17 protein-coding genes are annotated in these 13,892 nt (G+C 71.2%); 10 read left to right on the top strand and 7 right to left on the bottom strand.

All coding sequences use genetic code 11. From position 1 onward, the window contains the following. The first annotated feature begins 5 nt into the window (after positions 1–5). The 5 genes from DVR07_RS03175 to DVR07_RS03155 all read left to right on the top strand — a co-directional run bounded on the left by DVR07_RS03175 (position 6) and on the right by DVR07_RS03155 (position 4,009). Positions 6–1,415 (top strand): hypothetical protein, encoded by a 1,410-nt coding sequence (locus DVR07_RS03175; protein ID WP_240147428.1) that lies wholly within the window; start codon positions 6–8, stop codon positions 1,413–1,415. A 116-nt stretch (positions 1,416–1,531) separates the two neighbouring features. Next, positions 1,532–1,741 (top strand): hypothetical protein, encoded by a 210-nt coding sequence (locus tag DVR07_RS03170; protein ID WP_115795330.1) that lies wholly within the window; start codon positions 1,532–1,534, stop codon positions 1,739–1,741. 250 nt (positions 1,742–1,991) lie between these two features. Next, positions 1,992–2,285 carry a hypothetical protein gene (locus DVR07_RS03165; protein WP_115795329.1) on the top strand — a complete coding sequence of 98 codons (294 nt, stop codon included), beginning with the start codon at positions 1,992–1,994 and terminating at the stop codon, positions 2,283–2,285. A gap of 32 nt (positions 2,286–2,317) precedes the next feature. Next, on the top strand, positions 2,318–3,043 hold the full coding sequence (locus DVR07_RS03160) for an alanyl-tRNA editing protein (protein WP_115795328.1): 726 nt from the start codon (positions 2,318–2,320) through the stop codon (positions 3,041–3,043). Between the two features lie 255 nt (positions 3,044–3,298). Further along, positions 3,299–4,009, top strand: a complete 711-nt coding sequence (locus DVR07_RS03155; protein WP_115795327.1) for an HD domain-containing protein — start codon at positions 3,299–3,301, stop codon at positions 4,007–4,009. 119 nt (positions 4,010–4,128) lie between these two features. Here DVR07_RS03155 and DVR07_RS03150 read toward each other — a convergent pair whose 3' ends face one another. Continuing rightward, positions 4,129–4,821 (bottom strand): LysE family translocator, encoded by a 693-nt coding sequence (locus DVR07_RS03150; RefSeq protein ID WP_115795326.1) that lies wholly within the window; start codon positions 4,819–4,821, stop codon positions 4,129–4,131. A 56-nt stretch (positions 4,822–4,877) separates the two neighbouring features. Next, positions 4,878–5,621 carry a metal-dependent transcriptional regulator gene (locus tag DVR07_RS03145; RefSeq protein ID WP_115795325.1) on the bottom strand — a complete coding sequence of 248 codons (744 nt, stop codon included), beginning with the start codon at positions 5,619–5,621 and terminating at the stop codon, positions 4,878–4,880. A 208-nt stretch (positions 5,622–5,829) separates the two neighbouring features. Between DVR07_RS03145 and DVR07_RS21955 the strand changes: the two genes are divergently transcribed. Then, on the top strand, positions 5,830–6,000 hold the full coding sequence (locus tag DVR07_RS21955) for a hypothetical protein (protein ID WP_165881723.1): 171 nt from the start codon (positions 5,830–5,832) through the stop codon (positions 5,998–6,000). A gap of 131 nt (positions 6,001–6,131) precedes the next feature. Then, the gene (locus DVR07_RS22470) at positions 6,132–6,257 is read left to right on the top strand and encodes a hypothetical protein (RefSeq protein ID WP_255457445.1); all 126 of its coding nucleotides are present in this window, start codon (positions 6,132–6,134) and stop codon (positions 6,255–6,257) included. A gap of 101 nt (positions 6,258–6,358) precedes the next feature. On the opposite strand, the gene DVR07_RS03140 is transcribed toward DVR07_RS22470, so the two are convergent. Then, a complete protein-coding gene (locus tag DVR07_RS03140; protein ID WP_115795324.1) occupies positions 6,359–7,552 on the bottom strand; it encodes a threonine synthase in 1,194 nt (397 codons plus the stop codon). A 143-nt stretch (positions 7,553–7,695) separates the two neighbouring features. Here DVR07_RS03140 and DVR07_RS03135 point away from each other — a divergent pair, with 143 nt between their 5' ends. After that, entirely contained in the window at positions 7,696–8,589 is an 894-nt protein-coding gene (locus tag DVR07_RS03135) for an ArsR/SmtB family transcription factor (RefSeq protein ID WP_115795323.1), read from the top strand. Positions 8,590–8,623: 34 nt separating this feature from the next. On the opposite strand, the gene DVR07_RS03130 is transcribed toward DVR07_RS03135, so the two are convergent. Both DVR07_RS03130 and DVR07_RS22465 read right to left on the bottom strand, forming a co-directional pair. Next, entirely contained in the window at positions 8,624–9,265 is a 642-nt protein-coding gene (locus DVR07_RS03130) for a cupin domain-containing protein (RefSeq protein WP_115795322.1), read from the bottom strand. 126 nt (positions 9,266–9,391) lie between these two features. Next, positions 9,392–9,520 (bottom strand): hypothetical protein, encoded by a 129-nt coding sequence (locus tag DVR07_RS22465; RefSeq protein WP_255457444.1) that lies wholly within the window; start codon positions 9,518–9,520, stop codon positions 9,392–9,394. A gap of 187 nt (positions 9,521–9,707) precedes the next feature. On the opposite strand from DVR07_RS22465, the gene DVR07_RS03125 reads away from it, so the two are divergent. Then, entirely contained in the window at positions 9,708–10,991 is a 1,284-nt protein-coding gene (locus DVR07_RS03125; protein ID WP_115795321.1) for an MFS transporter, read from the top strand. 2 nt (positions 10,992–10,993) lie between these two features. On the opposite strand, the gene DVR07_RS03120 is transcribed toward DVR07_RS03125, so the two are convergent. Next, on the bottom strand, positions 10,994–11,770 hold the full coding sequence (locus DVR07_RS03120) for an enoyl-CoA hydratase/isomerase family protein (protein ID WP_115795320.1): 777 nt from the start codon (positions 11,768–11,770) through the stop codon (positions 10,994–10,996). A 421-nt stretch (positions 11,771–12,191) separates the two neighbouring features. Between DVR07_RS03120 and DVR07_RS03115 the strand changes: the two genes are divergently transcribed. Further along, on the top strand, positions 12,192–12,692 hold the full coding sequence (locus DVR07_RS03115) for a DUF5797 family protein (protein WP_115795319.1): 501 nt from the start codon (positions 12,192–12,194) through the stop codon (positions 12,690–12,692). Positions 12,693–12,729: 37 nt separating this feature from the next. Here DVR07_RS03115 and DVR07_RS03110 read toward each other — a convergent pair whose 3' ends face one another. Continuing rightward, on the bottom strand, positions 12,730–13,827 hold the full coding sequence (locus DVR07_RS03110) for a DUF5787 family protein (RefSeq protein ID WP_115795318.1): 1,098 nt from the start codon (positions 13,825–13,827) through the stop codon (positions 12,730–12,732). Positions 13,828–13,892 lie beyond the last annotated feature (65 nt).

Here is a 13,892-nt window from a genome sequence, read left to right as displayed (position 1 = left end):
ACGGTATGAGTTGGACGCGACGGGCGGGGCGTTCGGTCGGGGTCCTCGCCGGGCTCGCAGTCCCCGTCGCGTTCGCGTGCATCGCCGCGTTCGCCGGCGTCGCCGCCGCCCACGACGTCGGCGGGACGCGGTTCGACTCGCCCATCCCGCTCGCCGTCCTGTTCGTCGGCGCCGGCGCGACGGTCGGCCTCACGGCCGCGTGGCTCGGCCGAAACGGGGAACTCGCCCCGAGCGCGACCCGGACGGTCGGTCGGGCCTCCCCCGGGGCGATGCGGTGGCTCCGGGCGGCCGGACGCGTCGGGTTCGCCGCGGCGGTCGTCTTCGCGGTCGTCCGGGGACTCGCGGGCCGACAGGTCGCCGCCGAGAACGTCGCCACCGTGTTCGCGTGGCCGCTCTGGCTCAAGGGCGTCGGACTCGTCGCGATGCTTGTCGGGAGTCCGTGGCGGGCGCTCTCGCCGTGGCGCGGCGTCCACGCGCTCCTCGAGGCGCTCGAAGGCGGCCGCGTCGCACTCCGCGCGTATCCGGCGGCCTGGGGCGTCTGGCCCGCCGTCCTCGGCTTCGTCGCCCTCGTCGGGGTGGTCGAGAACCTCACCGTGATTCCGCGCTCGCCCCGGCTCACGGCGGGACTGGTCGCGCTCTACGCGGTCGTCATGGTGCTCGGCGGGGTCGCCTTCGGCCGGGAGTGGTTCCGGCGCGCCGACGTCTTCGAGGTGCTGTACCGGCAGTTCGGACGCGTCGCGCCGCTTCGCGTCCGCGCCCGGGACGACGGCTACGCGGCGGAGACCCGATTCCCGTGGGCGGGCTGTACGACGCCGGCCGTCGAGCCGGGCGTCCTCACCTTCGTCGTCGCGATGGTCTACACCGTGAGCTTCGACGGGTTCACTGGTACCCCGGAGTACCAGCGGCTCCTGTTCGTGGTCGCGGACGCGCTCGGTACGGGCGTGTCAACCGGCGTCCTGCTGTACGTCGCCGGACTCGTCGCGTTCGTGCTCGGCTTCGTCGGTGCGGCGGCGGCCGTCGAACGCCTGGGCGGGACGGGCGCGTCGGCCGTCTCGACCGCGCGGGCGTTCGCACCCACGGTCGTCCCCATCGCGGTCGCCTACGAGCTCGCGCACAACTACCCCTACGTAGTCCGCAACCTCGCGCAGGCAGCCGAGCTCGGACTCCGCGCGGTCGGCTCCGAGGCGACCGTCAGCCTGCTCGGCTGGCTGTCGGTCCCGGTCTTCTGGGGGTCGCAGGTGCTGCTCATCGTGGTCGGCCACGTCGCGGCCGTGGTCGCCGCCCACGAGGTCGCCGTCCGCCGGTACGGGACGCCGGCGCGGGCCCGCCGGGCCCACCTCCCGCTGGTCGCGGTCATGGTCGGCTACACCGTGCTGTCGCTGTGGATCATCTCGCGGCCCGTGGTCGCCGGGTGAGCGGGCGGCGGGCGCGTTCCGAGCGAGTCGGCGTCGGCGCGAGTCCGCTCCGACCGCCGACTTGTCGGCTCGTTCCCGGTAAGTATTTCGTACTCAGTGCCGACTAGGTACACTCCATGTCCGTCCCCCTGAGGCTCGCGCTCGGCGTCGTCCTGGTCGCGTGGGGACTGGTCGACTACTGCTTCCCGCGGGCGGTGCTGGCGGTCCAGTCGGACCTGCTGAACGCGCCGCCCGAACCCGAGGCCGCGCTGGCCCGACACAAGCGCCGGGTCGGTCTCGTCTGCATCCTCGCCGGACTGGTGGCGGTCTCGATCGCGATGGGCTGACGACCCCACTTCCGAGTGGTCGGGCGGTCCCGGACCGGCCGGCCGAGGAACCGAAACCCCGACCGATTGCCACAGCTTACATCGCGACAAACGCTCTTTACCGTCTTTGTCGGGAACCGCGACCGGAACCGCAGCGCGACGGACCGCGTCCTCAGGCAACGCATAACAAAGCCGCTACGGGTCGCGCTTGCGCACGCATGGCCCCCATCCGGACGCACCGACTCGACCACTTCCACCCGACCGGAGAGCGATGGACCCCACGTGGGTGATAGCCGCAGCGGTTCCGCTCGTCGGCGCCGGATACGTGTTCGCCCGACGAGCCCGGCGGAGCCGCGTCGTCTGCTGGACCCTGCTCGGCGCGTCGCTGTTCGCCCTCGCGACCCGCGACCTGTTCCGGTCGCGCGAACAGGCCCGCCCCGTCGCGTCCCCCGTCGACGAACAGCCGGACCGCTCGACCGACCGACCGCGGACCGACAGCGATGACCCCCGCCGGACGCCGCTGTTCGCGCGGCTCCGACGGCGGGTCGCCGGCTGGCTCAACTAAGCATTAAGCCGCTCGGCCACTTTCTCCCGCCCGTGACCGAGCAACGCTACCTCCCCGACGAGGACGACGTGACCGAGTTCGAGGCGACCGTGACCGAGGCGACCGACGACTACGTCGTCCTCGACGGGACGTACTTCTACCCCGAGGGCGGCGGCCAGCCCGCCGACCGCGGCGAGCTGTCGTGGGACGGCGGCCGGGCCGACGTCACGAAGGTCCGGAAGAACCACGGCGACGTGCGCCACTACGTCGACGAGGTCGAGGGCGACCTGCCCGAACCGGGCGACACTGCGCGAGGGAGCGTCGACGAGGAGCGCCGCGAGGCCCACCGCCGGATGCACACCGCCCAGCACGTCGTCTCGCGCGTGGTGCTCGACGAGTACGGCGCGACGACCGCGGGCAACCAGATCTACGCCGACCGGTCGCGCATCGACTTCGAGCCCGTCGACCTCGACGACGCGGACGTCGAGCGCATCGAGCGGCTCGCGAACGAGGCCATCGGGCGCGACCTCGCGGTGACGAAGGCCGAACGCCCCCGCGAGGAGGTCGAGGAGCGCACCGACGAGGGTCGGGCGCTGCTCGACCGCATCCCCGAACACGTCGACCCGCTCCGGGTGGTCGAGATCGAGGACTTCGACTACTGCCCCTGCGGCGGTACCCACGTCGACAGCCTCGATGACCTCGGCCGCGTCGAGATAACCGGCCGGGAGTCGAAGGGCGAGGCGACCGAGCGCATCGAGTTCGAACTGCGCGCGCCGTAGGACTGCTCGACTCGCGCGGGCCGTCGCGGGTCTCGAGCTGCGCGGCACGGTTCGACCGCGCGACCGCCGGCGACGTATCGCGGAGAGGAGACGACGCCGGGCCGACGACCGGTCGCCGAAGGCCGGAGAACGTCGGACCGAGGCCCGAGAAATTGCCGTTTTCGACCGAGGTTCTATCGTCGTAAGCCTAAAGAGTCAATCATTCGTTTATACGAGTAACAATGAAGACGGACAGCTTCGAACCGAGGTGGTTCCGTGGGCGTCGAAATTAAGGAGTCGCCCGTCTCCGAGGCCGAATTCGACGAGATGAAGGACTTCGTGTACGAGTATCTCGCGGCGAGCGTGGAGAACGAGGACGGCGGCGGCCGGATGCGGTGGTACCCCTGGCACTCCGCGGAGTACCGGTTCAACCACATCCTCAACGTGGTCGACCTCGCGTGCACCATCGCCGAGAAGGAGGGCGCGAACGTCGACGTGGCGCGGGTCGCGGCGCTGTTCCACGACATCGCCAAGCTCGACGCCGACCAGGACGTCCACGCCGAGGAGGGCGCGCGCATCGCCCGGAAGTACCTCGAGACCCACGGCGACTTCCCGGAGTCGTTCATCGAGGAGGTGTGCAAGGCGGTCGAGAACCACTCCTACCAGGGCGACCTGACCGACCTGCCGAAGGAGACCCAGTGTCTCATCGAGGCCGACCTGCTCGACAAGGTCGGCGCGAACGGCACCGCGCTGATGCTGCTCCGGATGGGGTACGAGGCCCGGACCCACATGGACGCCGCCGAGATGGTCGACCGAGTGATGGAACGGGGCAAGGACGCCGCAAAGCGCGTCCAGACCGACGCCGCCGAGGGCATCGCCCACGAGCGCCTCAAGCGGGTCAAGTGGTTCCGCGAGTGGCTCGAGGGCGAGGTCCCCGAGATGGACTGCGAGACGTCGCCGGACCGTCGGACCCAGCGACGGCCCTGAGCGCGGGGCAGTCGCCGACGCCGGGCCCGCGCGGACGCGAGCCGGTCACCTGCGGGTGAACATCGTTTTAGGTGCCGTCCGTCGGAATCGGAGTCTCGCGAGCCGCTCGTCCCGCCGACCTACACCACCATCCCGACCGCCTTCGAGAGGAACGACAGGCCCGCGAGCGCGAGCACGAGGGCGCTCAGGTAGGCGACGGCCGGCGCGAACGCGTCGACGCGCCGGCCGACCGACACCAGCGCGGCCGGGAACCCGGTGATCCAGAGCGCGATGCCGCCGAAGAACCCCACGACGATGACCGGGCTGCCGGTCGAGACGGTCAGGCCGCCCAGCGCGTCGACGGCGAACGTCCCGGGGTCGAGCAGGCCGACCCCGGCCGTGAGCCACCACAGGATCTGGTAGGGGTTGGTCAGCGCCAGCGCGAACGCCTTCCGGAAGCCCCTGCTGTCCCCGCGGCTCCCGGCGCCGTCCGCGGCGGTCGGGCCGGTCTCGCCGGCCGCGGCGTCGGCGCCGAACGCCTCGCTGGCGTCGCTGGCCGCGCCGTAGGCGAAGTACAGCATCAGCAGGCCGCCCGCGGCGAACAGCGCGCCCTGGACGGCCTGCGCGTCCCTGACCACCGCGACCACGCCGAGCAGCGCGAGCGCGAAGAAGCAGGCGTCGGCCGACATCGCGCCGAGGCCCGCCCGGAACCCCGAGCCCCAGCCACGCAACACGCTCTCCTCGGCGATGACCGCGTTCATCGGCCCCGGCGGGGCCGCCAGCGACAGGCCCAAGGCGACGCCGGCCAGCCCCGAGACGACTGCGTCGAGCATCGACCGAACGTACGGGAGGCCGCCGAGAAAAAGCTGTCTCTCCGACAGGACCGCCGTCAGGGTCTGACGCCCCGGGCGTCCCCGCCGGGCCCGTTCTCGAGGCTGTCGCGGTCACTCCCGTCGCCGTCCTCATCCCCCGCGGGCCGGACCCGGATGGAGCGGGCGACGTTCTCGGGCAGGCTCTGCTCGGAGCCGCCCTCGCCGCCGAGCCGGGCGGTCACCATCCCGAACGGCGCCACGTCGGCGACGTAGAGTTCGGTGCCCGGCGCGACCCCCGCGTCCGCGAGGTAGCGGAGTTCCTCCTCGTCGCGGTCGCTGACGCGCGCGACCACGAGGCGGTCGCCGGCGTCGTGCTCGGAGAGCGGCGTGGTGTCGTCGGCCTCCGGCGGGGTGAGGTCGGCGCCCGGGATGGGGTCGCCGTGGGGGTCGACCTCGGGGTCGCCCAGCGCCTCGGCGACCCGCTGCTCGAACTCCTCGCTGATGTGGTGCTCGAGCGTGTCGGCCTCCTCGTGGACCTCGCTCCACGCGTAGTCCAGGTGCTCGGTCAGGTACGACTCGAGCAGCCGATGGTGGCGCACCACCTCCAGCGCCACCGTCTCGCCCTCCTCGGTGAGCTCGACCCCCTTGTACTTCTCGCGCTCGACCAGTCCCCGGTCCTCGAGCTTCTCGACCATGCTCGTGACCGTCGGCGACGTCACGTCGAGGTAGTCGGCGATGGCCGAGGTCGAGACCGGCCCGCCGTCCTCCTTCTGGAGGGCGTATATCGACTTCAGGTAGTCTTCCATCACGTCGCTCAGCATTCGTTGTTCCGATTTAGTGGCGTCTAAAACTTATATTTGTCCCGTTCCAGTTCGGCGGCCGCCTCGCCGTCGGGAACCGCGGCCTGCGCACCGACCGACCACCCCGCCGGTACCGGGTGGCTACGACGAGACGGACGGCTCCCACGCCCCGCCTGTTTCGAGTTTAGACGGCGTATAACTAACCGCCGGCACGGGGTATCTCCGGAGCATGTCGCGCATCGAGACGAGCATCGGGTGTCCGAACTGCGACGGTCGGGTCGCCGCGGTCGCCACCGACGGCGGCGAGCCCGACCCGCGGTTCAGCGACCCCGACCGACTCACCGGAACGACTGTCGACTGCGGCAACTGCGGCAGCGAGTTCGAAGTGTACTACTACTGACCGTCGTCCGTTTTTCGCGGTCCGGTCCCGCTTACGCCCGAGTAGACTCCGCGTATCGACCGGTAGACCGCCTGTGTCCCGCGAGTAGACGGCGTATAGTAATGGCCGGGTCCGGCGTAGCGCCGGACAGGATGTCAGAGACCGAGTCGAGCGAACGTGTCACCGCTCACTTCCACAACGGCCGCCTCGAACTCCGGTCGAAGGAATCGCCCGACGCCTGGATCATCTCGGAGGACCCGGTCAGCGTCGAACAGTAGAAGGGGACGTATCAGGGCGCTCGGGCTTCGCGTCTCCCTCCGCTCGAATCGAGCGACGCGCCCGCCGTTATCGGGCCCGCCGCGGCTCTACGATTCTCCCCTCAGATGCCCTTGCCCATCAGGTGGCTGCGGAGCACGTCGTCGTCCTTGTTGCCCGCGCCGGTGTTGAGCAGCACCACGGTGTCGTCCTCGTCGAACTCGCCCCGCCGGGCGAGCTCCCACGCCCCGCTGGCCGCCGCCGCGCAGGTCGCGCCCATCTCCAGGCCCTCGTGCTGGGCGACCGCGATGGCGCTGTCGAGGATGTCCTCGTCGCTGGTGGCGACCGCGCCGCCGTCGCTCTCGCGCAGCGCGTCGAGGATGAGCGGACTCGCGCCCGGGTCGGGGATCTCGATGCCGCCGCAGATAGTGTCGGGGGTCTCCCAGACTTCGTGGACGTCCTTGCCCTCCTCGAACGCCTCCACGACGGGCGCGCAGCCCGCCGACTGGGCCGCGTACATCGCCGGGAGCTCGTCGGTGAGGCCCAGGTCGCGCAGCTCCTTGGCGGCCTTGTGCATCCCGACCAGGCCGACGCCGCCGCCGGTCGGGTAGACGACGGCGTCGGGCACCTCCCAGTCGTTCTGCTCGACGACCTCGTACAGCATCGTCTTCTTGCCCTCGTGGCGGTACGGGGTGACGAACGTCTTGACCGAGTACCAGTCGTCGTGTTCCGCCATCGCGTCCTCGTAGGCCGCGCCGGCGTCGCCGATGCGGCCCTCGACGACGGTCAGGTCGCCGCCGTGGACGTTGACCATCGCCTTGTTGGTGAACCCGGCCCGCGAGGGCAGGAAGACGTGGGAGTCGAGCCCCGCCCGGGCGGCGTAAGCCGCGGCCGCCTGGCCGGCGTTGCCCGCCGAGTTGAGCGCCACGTCGGTCGCGCCGTGCTGGACCGCCGCCGTCATCGCCGCGGTCTGGCCCCGGTCCTTGAACGTCCCGGTCGGGTTGCGGCCCTCGTCCTTGAACAGCACCCGGCCGACCCCGAGTTCGTCGGCGAGGTTCGGGCACTCCACCAGCTGGGTCGCGCCCTCGTCCATCGTGACCGCGGCGCTCCGCGGGAACGGCAGCAGCTCCTCGTAGCGCCACATCGACTCGAACGACCGGGACGCGAGGTCCTCGCGAGTCAGTTCGATGTCGTCGTAGTCGTAATCCGGGTCCAGGATGCCCCCGCAGTCGGGACAGCGGTGGGTCGCTTCCCCGGCGTCGAACGTCTCGCCGCAGTCGACACACGTCAGGCCGACGAACGCGTCGGTGGTCTCCATGCGCTGGCGTTCGGAGTCGAGCGACTAATCCCTGCCCCTTCGCGACCGGAGCCGACCGCGGTCGCCGCGGGACGCTCGGCCCCACTGGAGATGGCTTCCGCAGCGGGAGTGGCTATTTAGGGGCCGCGAGCGGAGTGGGCCGTATGAGCGAGGCCGACGGACTCGACCCCGCCGAGGCGTTCGGGCTGGTCGCCGACGGGACCCGGATGACGATCCTCCGGGCGCTGGCCGAGGCCCCCTACGAGGAGTACGAGGGCGTCCTCAGCTTCTCGGAGCTCCGCGACCGGGCGGGGATCCGCGACAGCGGAAAGTTCAACTACCACCTCCAGAAGCTGGTCGGCCGGTTCGTCCGGGAGCGCGACGACGGCTACTCGCTGACGTACCCCGGCGACCTGCTGTACCGGACGGTCGTGGCCGGCTTCTTCACGGACGAGACCGACGTCGGCGACGTCGAGCCGGACAGCGGCTGTCCCGAATGCGGGTCGGGGCTCGAAGTCCGGTACGAGGACGCCCGACTCCGGATCGCGTGCCCAGACTGCGACCGGGAGTTCCAGGACGTCCCGTTCCCGCCGACCGCGGTCGAGCACTGGGACGGCGAGGAGCTACTGGGAGCGTTCGACCAGTGGAGCCGCCACAACATCATGCTGTTCAACCGGGGCGTCTGCAAGTGGTGCGCGGGACCGATGCCCGGCGAGTTCCAGCGCGTCGAGAGCGACACGCTGACCGGCGGAGAGGAGTCGGCGGTGTTCGTCGCCCGCAGTTGCGAGAACTGTCAGGGGTTCATGTTCACCACGCCCGGCGAGAACGTCCTCTACCACCCCGCCGTCGTGTCGTTCTTCCACGCTCGGGGCGTCGACGTGACCAGCCGACCGCTCTGGGAGCTGGAGTTCGTCTCCGCCACCGACCCGGTCGCCGTGCGCTCGGAGGACCCGTGGCGGGTCGAGGTGACGGTCTCGTGCGACGGCGACGAACTCCGCATCGTGCTGGACGAGAACGTCGACGTGACCGCCGTCGAGGGCGACGCGGTCGGAAACTGACGCACGTCGACCGGCGCGACGGACCCGGACCGGGTCACGACCGGAACGGGGTCGCCGCCTCCGCGCCGCAGTCCGGGCAGACCGCGACCGTCTCGGAGCGCACCGCGGACGGACCGTCCGCCGACCCGCCGAGCGCGGCCCGCATCTCGCTCCCGCAGTCCGGACAGCCGTCGGGCGCGTGCTCGGCGCCGCAGGCCGGACAGACGAGTCGGACCTCCCCGTCCTCGCCCGCTTCCGGCCCGAGGTAGTCGTGGCCGCACTCGGGGCAGGCCAGCGGGATCCGCACGTCCTCGCTGTCCCGGGGTGCGCCGAGCGCGAGCGCCACCAGGTCCTCGTCGCCGGCGTTCCGGCCCGACTGGTACTCGCCGGGCGCGAACCGGACTGCCTCGCCCGCGGCTGCGGTGACTGCCGCGGCCGTCCACTCCGAGACCTGCTGGTCGCCGCCGCCCTCGTCTCGGGGGGCGAGCGTCTCGAAGGTCGCCTCGCCGTCGAGGACGACGAACACCTCCTCCTGGTCGCCGTGGGCGTGGAGGCCGCTCGGGAACTCCTCTCCGGGCGGGACGCGGTAGTGGTTCAGGGCGAGGTCCGTCGCGCCGAGCGCCTCGGCCAGCGACCGGCGGTCGACGCCCTCGTCGAACGCCGCCGAGTCCGCGTCGTCGATGGCGGTCTTCTCCATGCGCGGCGGTTCGGGCGGCGAGGAGAAATCAGTTCGGTGACGGGGGTCGCGGTCGAGAGGTCGTCGATTCCCAGTGGCTACTCGCGCGGTCCGCGTCCGGCACTCGGTCGTCCCCGGGCGGCCTGCTCACCACTCCTCGCGCGGCGGGAGCTCCTCGCCGCAGCGCCGACAGTACCGCATCGGGGCGTCGGACGCCCGCTGGTCGCTGTCGACCGTCGCCTTCCGTCCGCAGTTCTGGCACTCTATCTTGGTCATCGGTGGGACTCCGGGTCGGCGGCGCGGCGCCGGCGACCGGATGGAGAGCGTGAACCTACCACGCGAGGTGTGTTAAAATTACGCATAGTCCGGGCGGGAGGGTGGTTCCGACGCCACTCACGTAGACTGTTATCGGACGCAGCCGGTGCCGCAACCGTCTTCCCCGCACGCGCCCTCGTTCCGACGAATGGCGCTGCTCGGGACCGACCGGCGGGTGCTGACCCTCGCGTTCGCCCGGATGATAGACTCGGTCGGCAACTCCTTCCTCATCGTCGTCCTGCCGCAATTCCTCGACGAGGTGATCCTGGACGTGCCCGGCGGCGGGGGCGAGTTGCTCGGGGTCGCGGTCGCCCAGTCGGTGCTCATCGGGGTCGCGCTCTCGCTGTTCGGCTTCCTCAACAGCTTCGGCCAGCCGTTCGCCGGGCGGCTCTCCGACCGGACCGGCAAGCGACGGGCGTTCATCCTGGTCGGCCTCGCGCTGCTCGGGGTCGCCAGCGGGGCGTACGTCTTCGCCGACAGCTACGCCGCGATACTCGCGCTCCGGATGCTCCAGGGCGTCGGCGCGGCGCTGGCAATCCCCGCGACGGTCGCGCTGGTCAACGAACTCGCGACCGACGCGACCCGGGGCAACAACTTCGGGGTGTTCAACACCTTCCGGCTCATCGGCTTCGGCTTCGGCCCGCTGATCGCGGGGTTCCTGCTGGAATACGGCCCCTACGGGACGCCCGTCGGCACCGTCTCGGGGTTCGTCGCGGCCTTCGGCGTCGCCGCGCTCGGCGCCGCGGTCAGCTTCGCGCTCGTGGCCGCCTTCGTCGAGGACCCCGAGCGGACCGCAGCGAGCGCGGGCGACGACCTCGCGGTGTCGGTGACCGACCCCGACAACGCCGGGCTCGACCCGGTGTTCACCCTCGGGGTCGCGACGCTGTTCATGGCCATCGGCATCGGGCTGTTCGCCACGCTAGAACCCCAGCTCTCGACCCGGCTCTCGCAGGGGTCGGTGCTGTTCAGCGTCGAGTTCGCGGCGGTGGTCATCGCGAACGTCGTCTTCCAGGTGCCCATCGGCCGTGCCAGCGACCGGTACGGCCGCCGACCATTCCTCGTCGCCGGGTTCGTCGTGCTCGTCCCGTCGCTGCTCGCCCAGGGGTACGTCGCCACCCCGGCCGCGATGGTCGCCGCCCGGTTCGTCCAGGGCGTCGCGGTGGCGCTGGTGTTCGCCCCGGCGCTGGCGCTGGCCGGCGATTTGGCCAAGGAGGGCCAGTCGGGAACCACGCTCTCGGTGCTCACAATGGCGTTCGGGCTCGGGACCGCCATCGGCCCGCTGGCCTCGGGCTTCCTCGTCACGTTCGGGTTCGTCTGGCCGTTCGCGTTCGGCGCGGCGCTGGCAGCGCTGGGACTGGTGCTGGTGTACACGCAGGTCGAGGAGACCGTCTCGGAGGCGGACGAGCTGATTTCGGCCGCGCCGCAGGATTAGGCCTACTCCCAGTCCGGTTCGCGGTCCTCCAGGAACGCCTCCATCCCCTCGCGCTGGTCGCGGGTGCCGAACAGGCCGCTCCAGAGCCGGCGCTCGTAGCGCAGGCCGGCCTCCTGGCTCATCTCGTGGGACTGGTTGAGCGCCTCCTTGGCGGCCGCCAGCGCGTAGGTCGGCTTGGCCGCGAGGTCGGCCGCGAGCTCGTGGACGTGGTCGTCGAGCTGGTCGGTCGCGACGATCTCGCCGACGAGGCCGTGCTCGTTGGCGTCCTGGGCGTCGATGCGCTCGCCGAAGAAGATGAGGCGGCGCGCCATCTCGTCGCCGACCAGCCGGGGGAGGCGCTGGCTGCCGCCCCAGCCGGGGATGATGCCCAGATCGATCTCGGTCTGACCCATGACCGCGTTCTCGCTGGCGACCCGGAGGTCGGCCGCCAGCGCGAGCTCGCACCCGCCGCCGAAGGCGTAGCCGTTGACCGCGGCGATGACCGGTGCGGGGAACTGCTCGATCCGGTTCGTGACCCGGTGGCCGAGTTCGGCGTACGCCTGGGCCTCGGGCGTCGAGAGGTCCTGCATGTAGCTGATGTCCGCGCCGGCGACGAAGGCGTCGTCGCCCGCGCCGGTGACGACGACCGCGCCCGGCCGCTCGTCCTCGACCTCGCCGAGCGCCTCGTCCAGGGCTTCGAGGGTGTCGACGTTGAGCGCGTTGAGTCGGTCGGGGCGGTCGACGGTCAGGGTCGCCACGTCGTCCTCGTAGTCGAGCGCGATGGTCTCCCAGTCGGACATACCACTCCCCACGGCGCCGCGCGGAATAATCCTTCCGAGATTCGGACAAGCACCTGATGATTTCTGTGAATATCGAGCACCGGAACACATGATTCGGCGCGCGCTGGCGGACCCACAGGGGGTCCGCCGAGGTGCGCGAGGGACGAGGAGCACAGCGAAGCGAGCACCGCAGGAGGCTGGGGAGGCACGAGGCTGTCGCGGTCGCTGTGCGGTTGCGGTAATTCAGTTGTGACGGCTGTAGCTAGCTATCCTCGCCCTCCCGCAACTCCGATCACTACCCTCGCCCTCCCGCAACTCCGGACGACCGCAACGCGCTTCGCGAACTCACTGGAAACCCGAGACCGAAACCCCCGCGACCCGACCACCGCGAGCGTCCGACCTTCCGGAAAGCGGAAATATCCCCCCGTCCTAACGCCGCCCGATGACTCTCTCGGAGGAGGCACAGGAGCGACTCGCCGACCTCGTCGAGCTCCAGCCGACCAAGAACGCCGAACTGCAGGAGCGATGGGGTCTCGAGAGCGGGAGCGAGGTCCACCAGTACCTCGAGAGCGAACTCAAGGACTACTACTACCGCGACGACAACAGCCTCATCCGGGCGACCAACGAGGCCAACGAGCTCGTCGACGTCGAACCGGGCGTCGTCGGCGACGAGGAGGAGGGCGCGCCGTCGGCCATCCGGGTGCCCGAGCTCCAGCAGCAGGTGTTCGAGGTCGTCGCCGGCCCCGACGAGGACTCGGAGAGCGTGGTGTCGGTCCTCCAGAAGCTCCGCGCGGAGTACGACGTCGACCCCGAGGCCGAGGACGTGCGGTCGGCGCTCCAGTCGCTCCGCCGGAAGGGCGTCGTGGAGGTCGTCTACCGGACCGTGCCGACGTTCAAACTGGCCGTCGAGCGCGACGAGGTCGAGGTATCGGTCTCGGAGTGAGTCGGCGGTAATCCGACCGACGGCCATCACGGGGGAATCAGTCGGGGCGATTCCGCTCCCGTCGGTCCTCCAGGAGCTTCCGGATCCCCTTGCCGGGCCCGCCCTCGATGGGCCACCCCTTGGTCCGCCACTGGGGCGGCTCCGGCGAGAACTCCGGGCACGACCCCGAGCACTCGGAACTGGTCTGGTGGCAGTCCTTGGCGGCGCAGTACGGCAGCAGCGTCCGGCCGTCGCGTCGGAGCTCGAAGTGCCGGCAGTCCGGGCGCATCGTCTCGGCGAAGGCCCGCCACCCCTTCTCGTAGGCGCGCTCGGCGATCTCCAGCCGCTTGTGGGCCTTCCACTCCGGGTCGGCGTACTCGAACCGCGAGGCCGAACTGCCGTACTTCGTCTCCTCGCCGCGTTCGAGGATGCGCGTGCCCGGCGCCTCGACGTCGAGTCCGCGAGGGAACCACTCGACGCTGTCCTCCCCGGTCTCGAAATCGAGCGTCAGGATGCCGGCCTCCACCGGGACGCTCTCCAGCAGCGCGGGTTCGACGCGCTCGCCGGTCGCGCGGGTGGCGACCCACACCTCGTCGGCCAGCGCGAGCGCCACGTCGTACTCCAGTTGCGCGGCGAGGTCCCGGGCCGCGCTGGCGTCGAGGTCGGGCTTGTTCTCGACCGCGACGATGCGCCGGACCCAGTCGGGGTAGGCCCACCTCCGGCGGATCTGGATGCGGTTGTTCCGCCGGCGGACGTCCAGGATGCCGCGGTCGTCGGCGCGGTGGATGGACTCGCGGACGTACCGCCAGGGGTAGCCGGGGTCCGGGAGCGCGTCCCGGTACCACTCCCAGTCGGCCGGCGCGTGGGGAATCACGTCCAGCAGGTCCGAGTCGAGCCGGCGGGCGCCGAAGCTCGCCCGCCGCCGGAGGGCGTCGGGGTCGACCTCCACGACCAGGGTGTCCCACCGCCGGCGCTTCGTGCCGAGCTGGCGGGCGACGATGGCCGGGCAGCCGGGGCCCTCCGCGTCGGCGCCGGCCTCGCCGGCCGCGCTCTCGCCGGGCGGCCACGCGCGCTCGACCCACCGGCAGGTCCGCAGCTCGAAGACGAACTCCGGGTCGGCGCCCGCTGCCGGCGCGCCGTCGTCGGCGTCGCTCACGCTCGGGGCCAGGTGCGGGGTCGGCCTAAGTGGTTCGGTCGACGCCGGAGCTCGGACGAGAACAG

Source organism: Halorussus rarus, assembly GCF_003369835.1.
Taxonomy (GTDB): domain Archaea; phylum Halobacteriota; class Halobacteria; order Halobacteriales; family Haladaptataceae; genus Halorussus; species Halorussus rarus.
Note: the sequence above shows the minus strand (reverse complement) of the source record. Positions and strands in the feature narration are given on the sequence as shown.

Bases quoted from the DNA above. Each gene is read 5' to 3' on its own strand.
- DVR07_RS03175 (WP_240147428.1), top strand. From the start codon at position 6: ATGAGTTGGACGCGACGGGCGGGGCGTTCGGTCGGGGTCCTCGCCGGG.
- DVR07_RS03170 (WP_115795330.1), top strand. From the start codon at position 1,532: ATGTCCGTCCCCCTGAGGCTCGCGCTCGGCGTCGTCCTGGTCGCGTGG.
- DVR07_RS03165 (WP_115795329.1), top strand. From the start codon at position 1,992: ATGGACCCCACGTGGGTGATAGCCGCAGCGGTTCCGCTCGTCGGCGCC.
- DVR07_RS03150 (WP_115795326.1), bottom strand. From the start codon at position 4,821: ATGCTCGACGCAGTCGTCTCGGGGCTGGCCGGCGTCGCCTTGGGCCTG.
- DVR07_RS03145 (WP_115795325.1), bottom strand. From the start codon at position 5,621: ATGCTGAGCGACGTGATGGAAGACTACCTGAAGTCGATATACGCCCTC.
- DVR07_RS21955 (WP_165881723.1), top strand. From the start codon at position 5,830: ATGTCGCGCATCGAGACGAGCATCGGGTGTCCGAACTGCGACGGTCGG.
- DVR07_RS22470 (WP_255457445.1), top strand. From the start codon at position 6,132: ATGTCAGAGACCGAGTCGAGCGAACGTGTCACCGCTCACTTCCACAAC.
- DVR07_RS03140 (WP_115795324.1), bottom strand. From the start codon at position 7,552: ATGGAGACCACCGACGCGTTCGTCGGCCTGACGTGTGTCGACTGCGGC.
- DVR07_RS03135 (WP_115795323.1), top strand. From the start codon at position 7,696: ATGAGCGAGGCCGACGGACTCGACCCCGCCGAGGCGTTCGGGCTGGTC.
- DVR07_RS03130 (WP_115795322.1), bottom strand. From the start codon at position 9,265: ATGGAGAAGACCGCCATCGACGACGCGGACTCGGCGGCGTTCGACGAG.
- DVR07_RS22465 (WP_255457444.1), bottom strand. From the start codon at position 9,520: ATGACCAAGATAGAGTGCCAGAACTGCGGACGGAAGGCGACGGTCGAC.
- DVR07_RS03125 (WP_115795321.1), top strand. From the start codon at position 9,708: ATGGCGCTGCTCGGGACCGACCGGCGGGTGCTGACCCTCGCGTTCGCC.
- DVR07_RS03120 (WP_115795320.1), bottom strand. From the start codon at position 11,770: ATGTCCGACTGGGAGACCATCGCGCTCGACTACGAGGACGACGTGGCG.
- DVR07_RS03115 (WP_115795319.1), top strand. From the start codon at position 12,192: ATGACTCTCTCGGAGGAGGCACAGGAGCGACTCGCCGACCTCGTCGAG.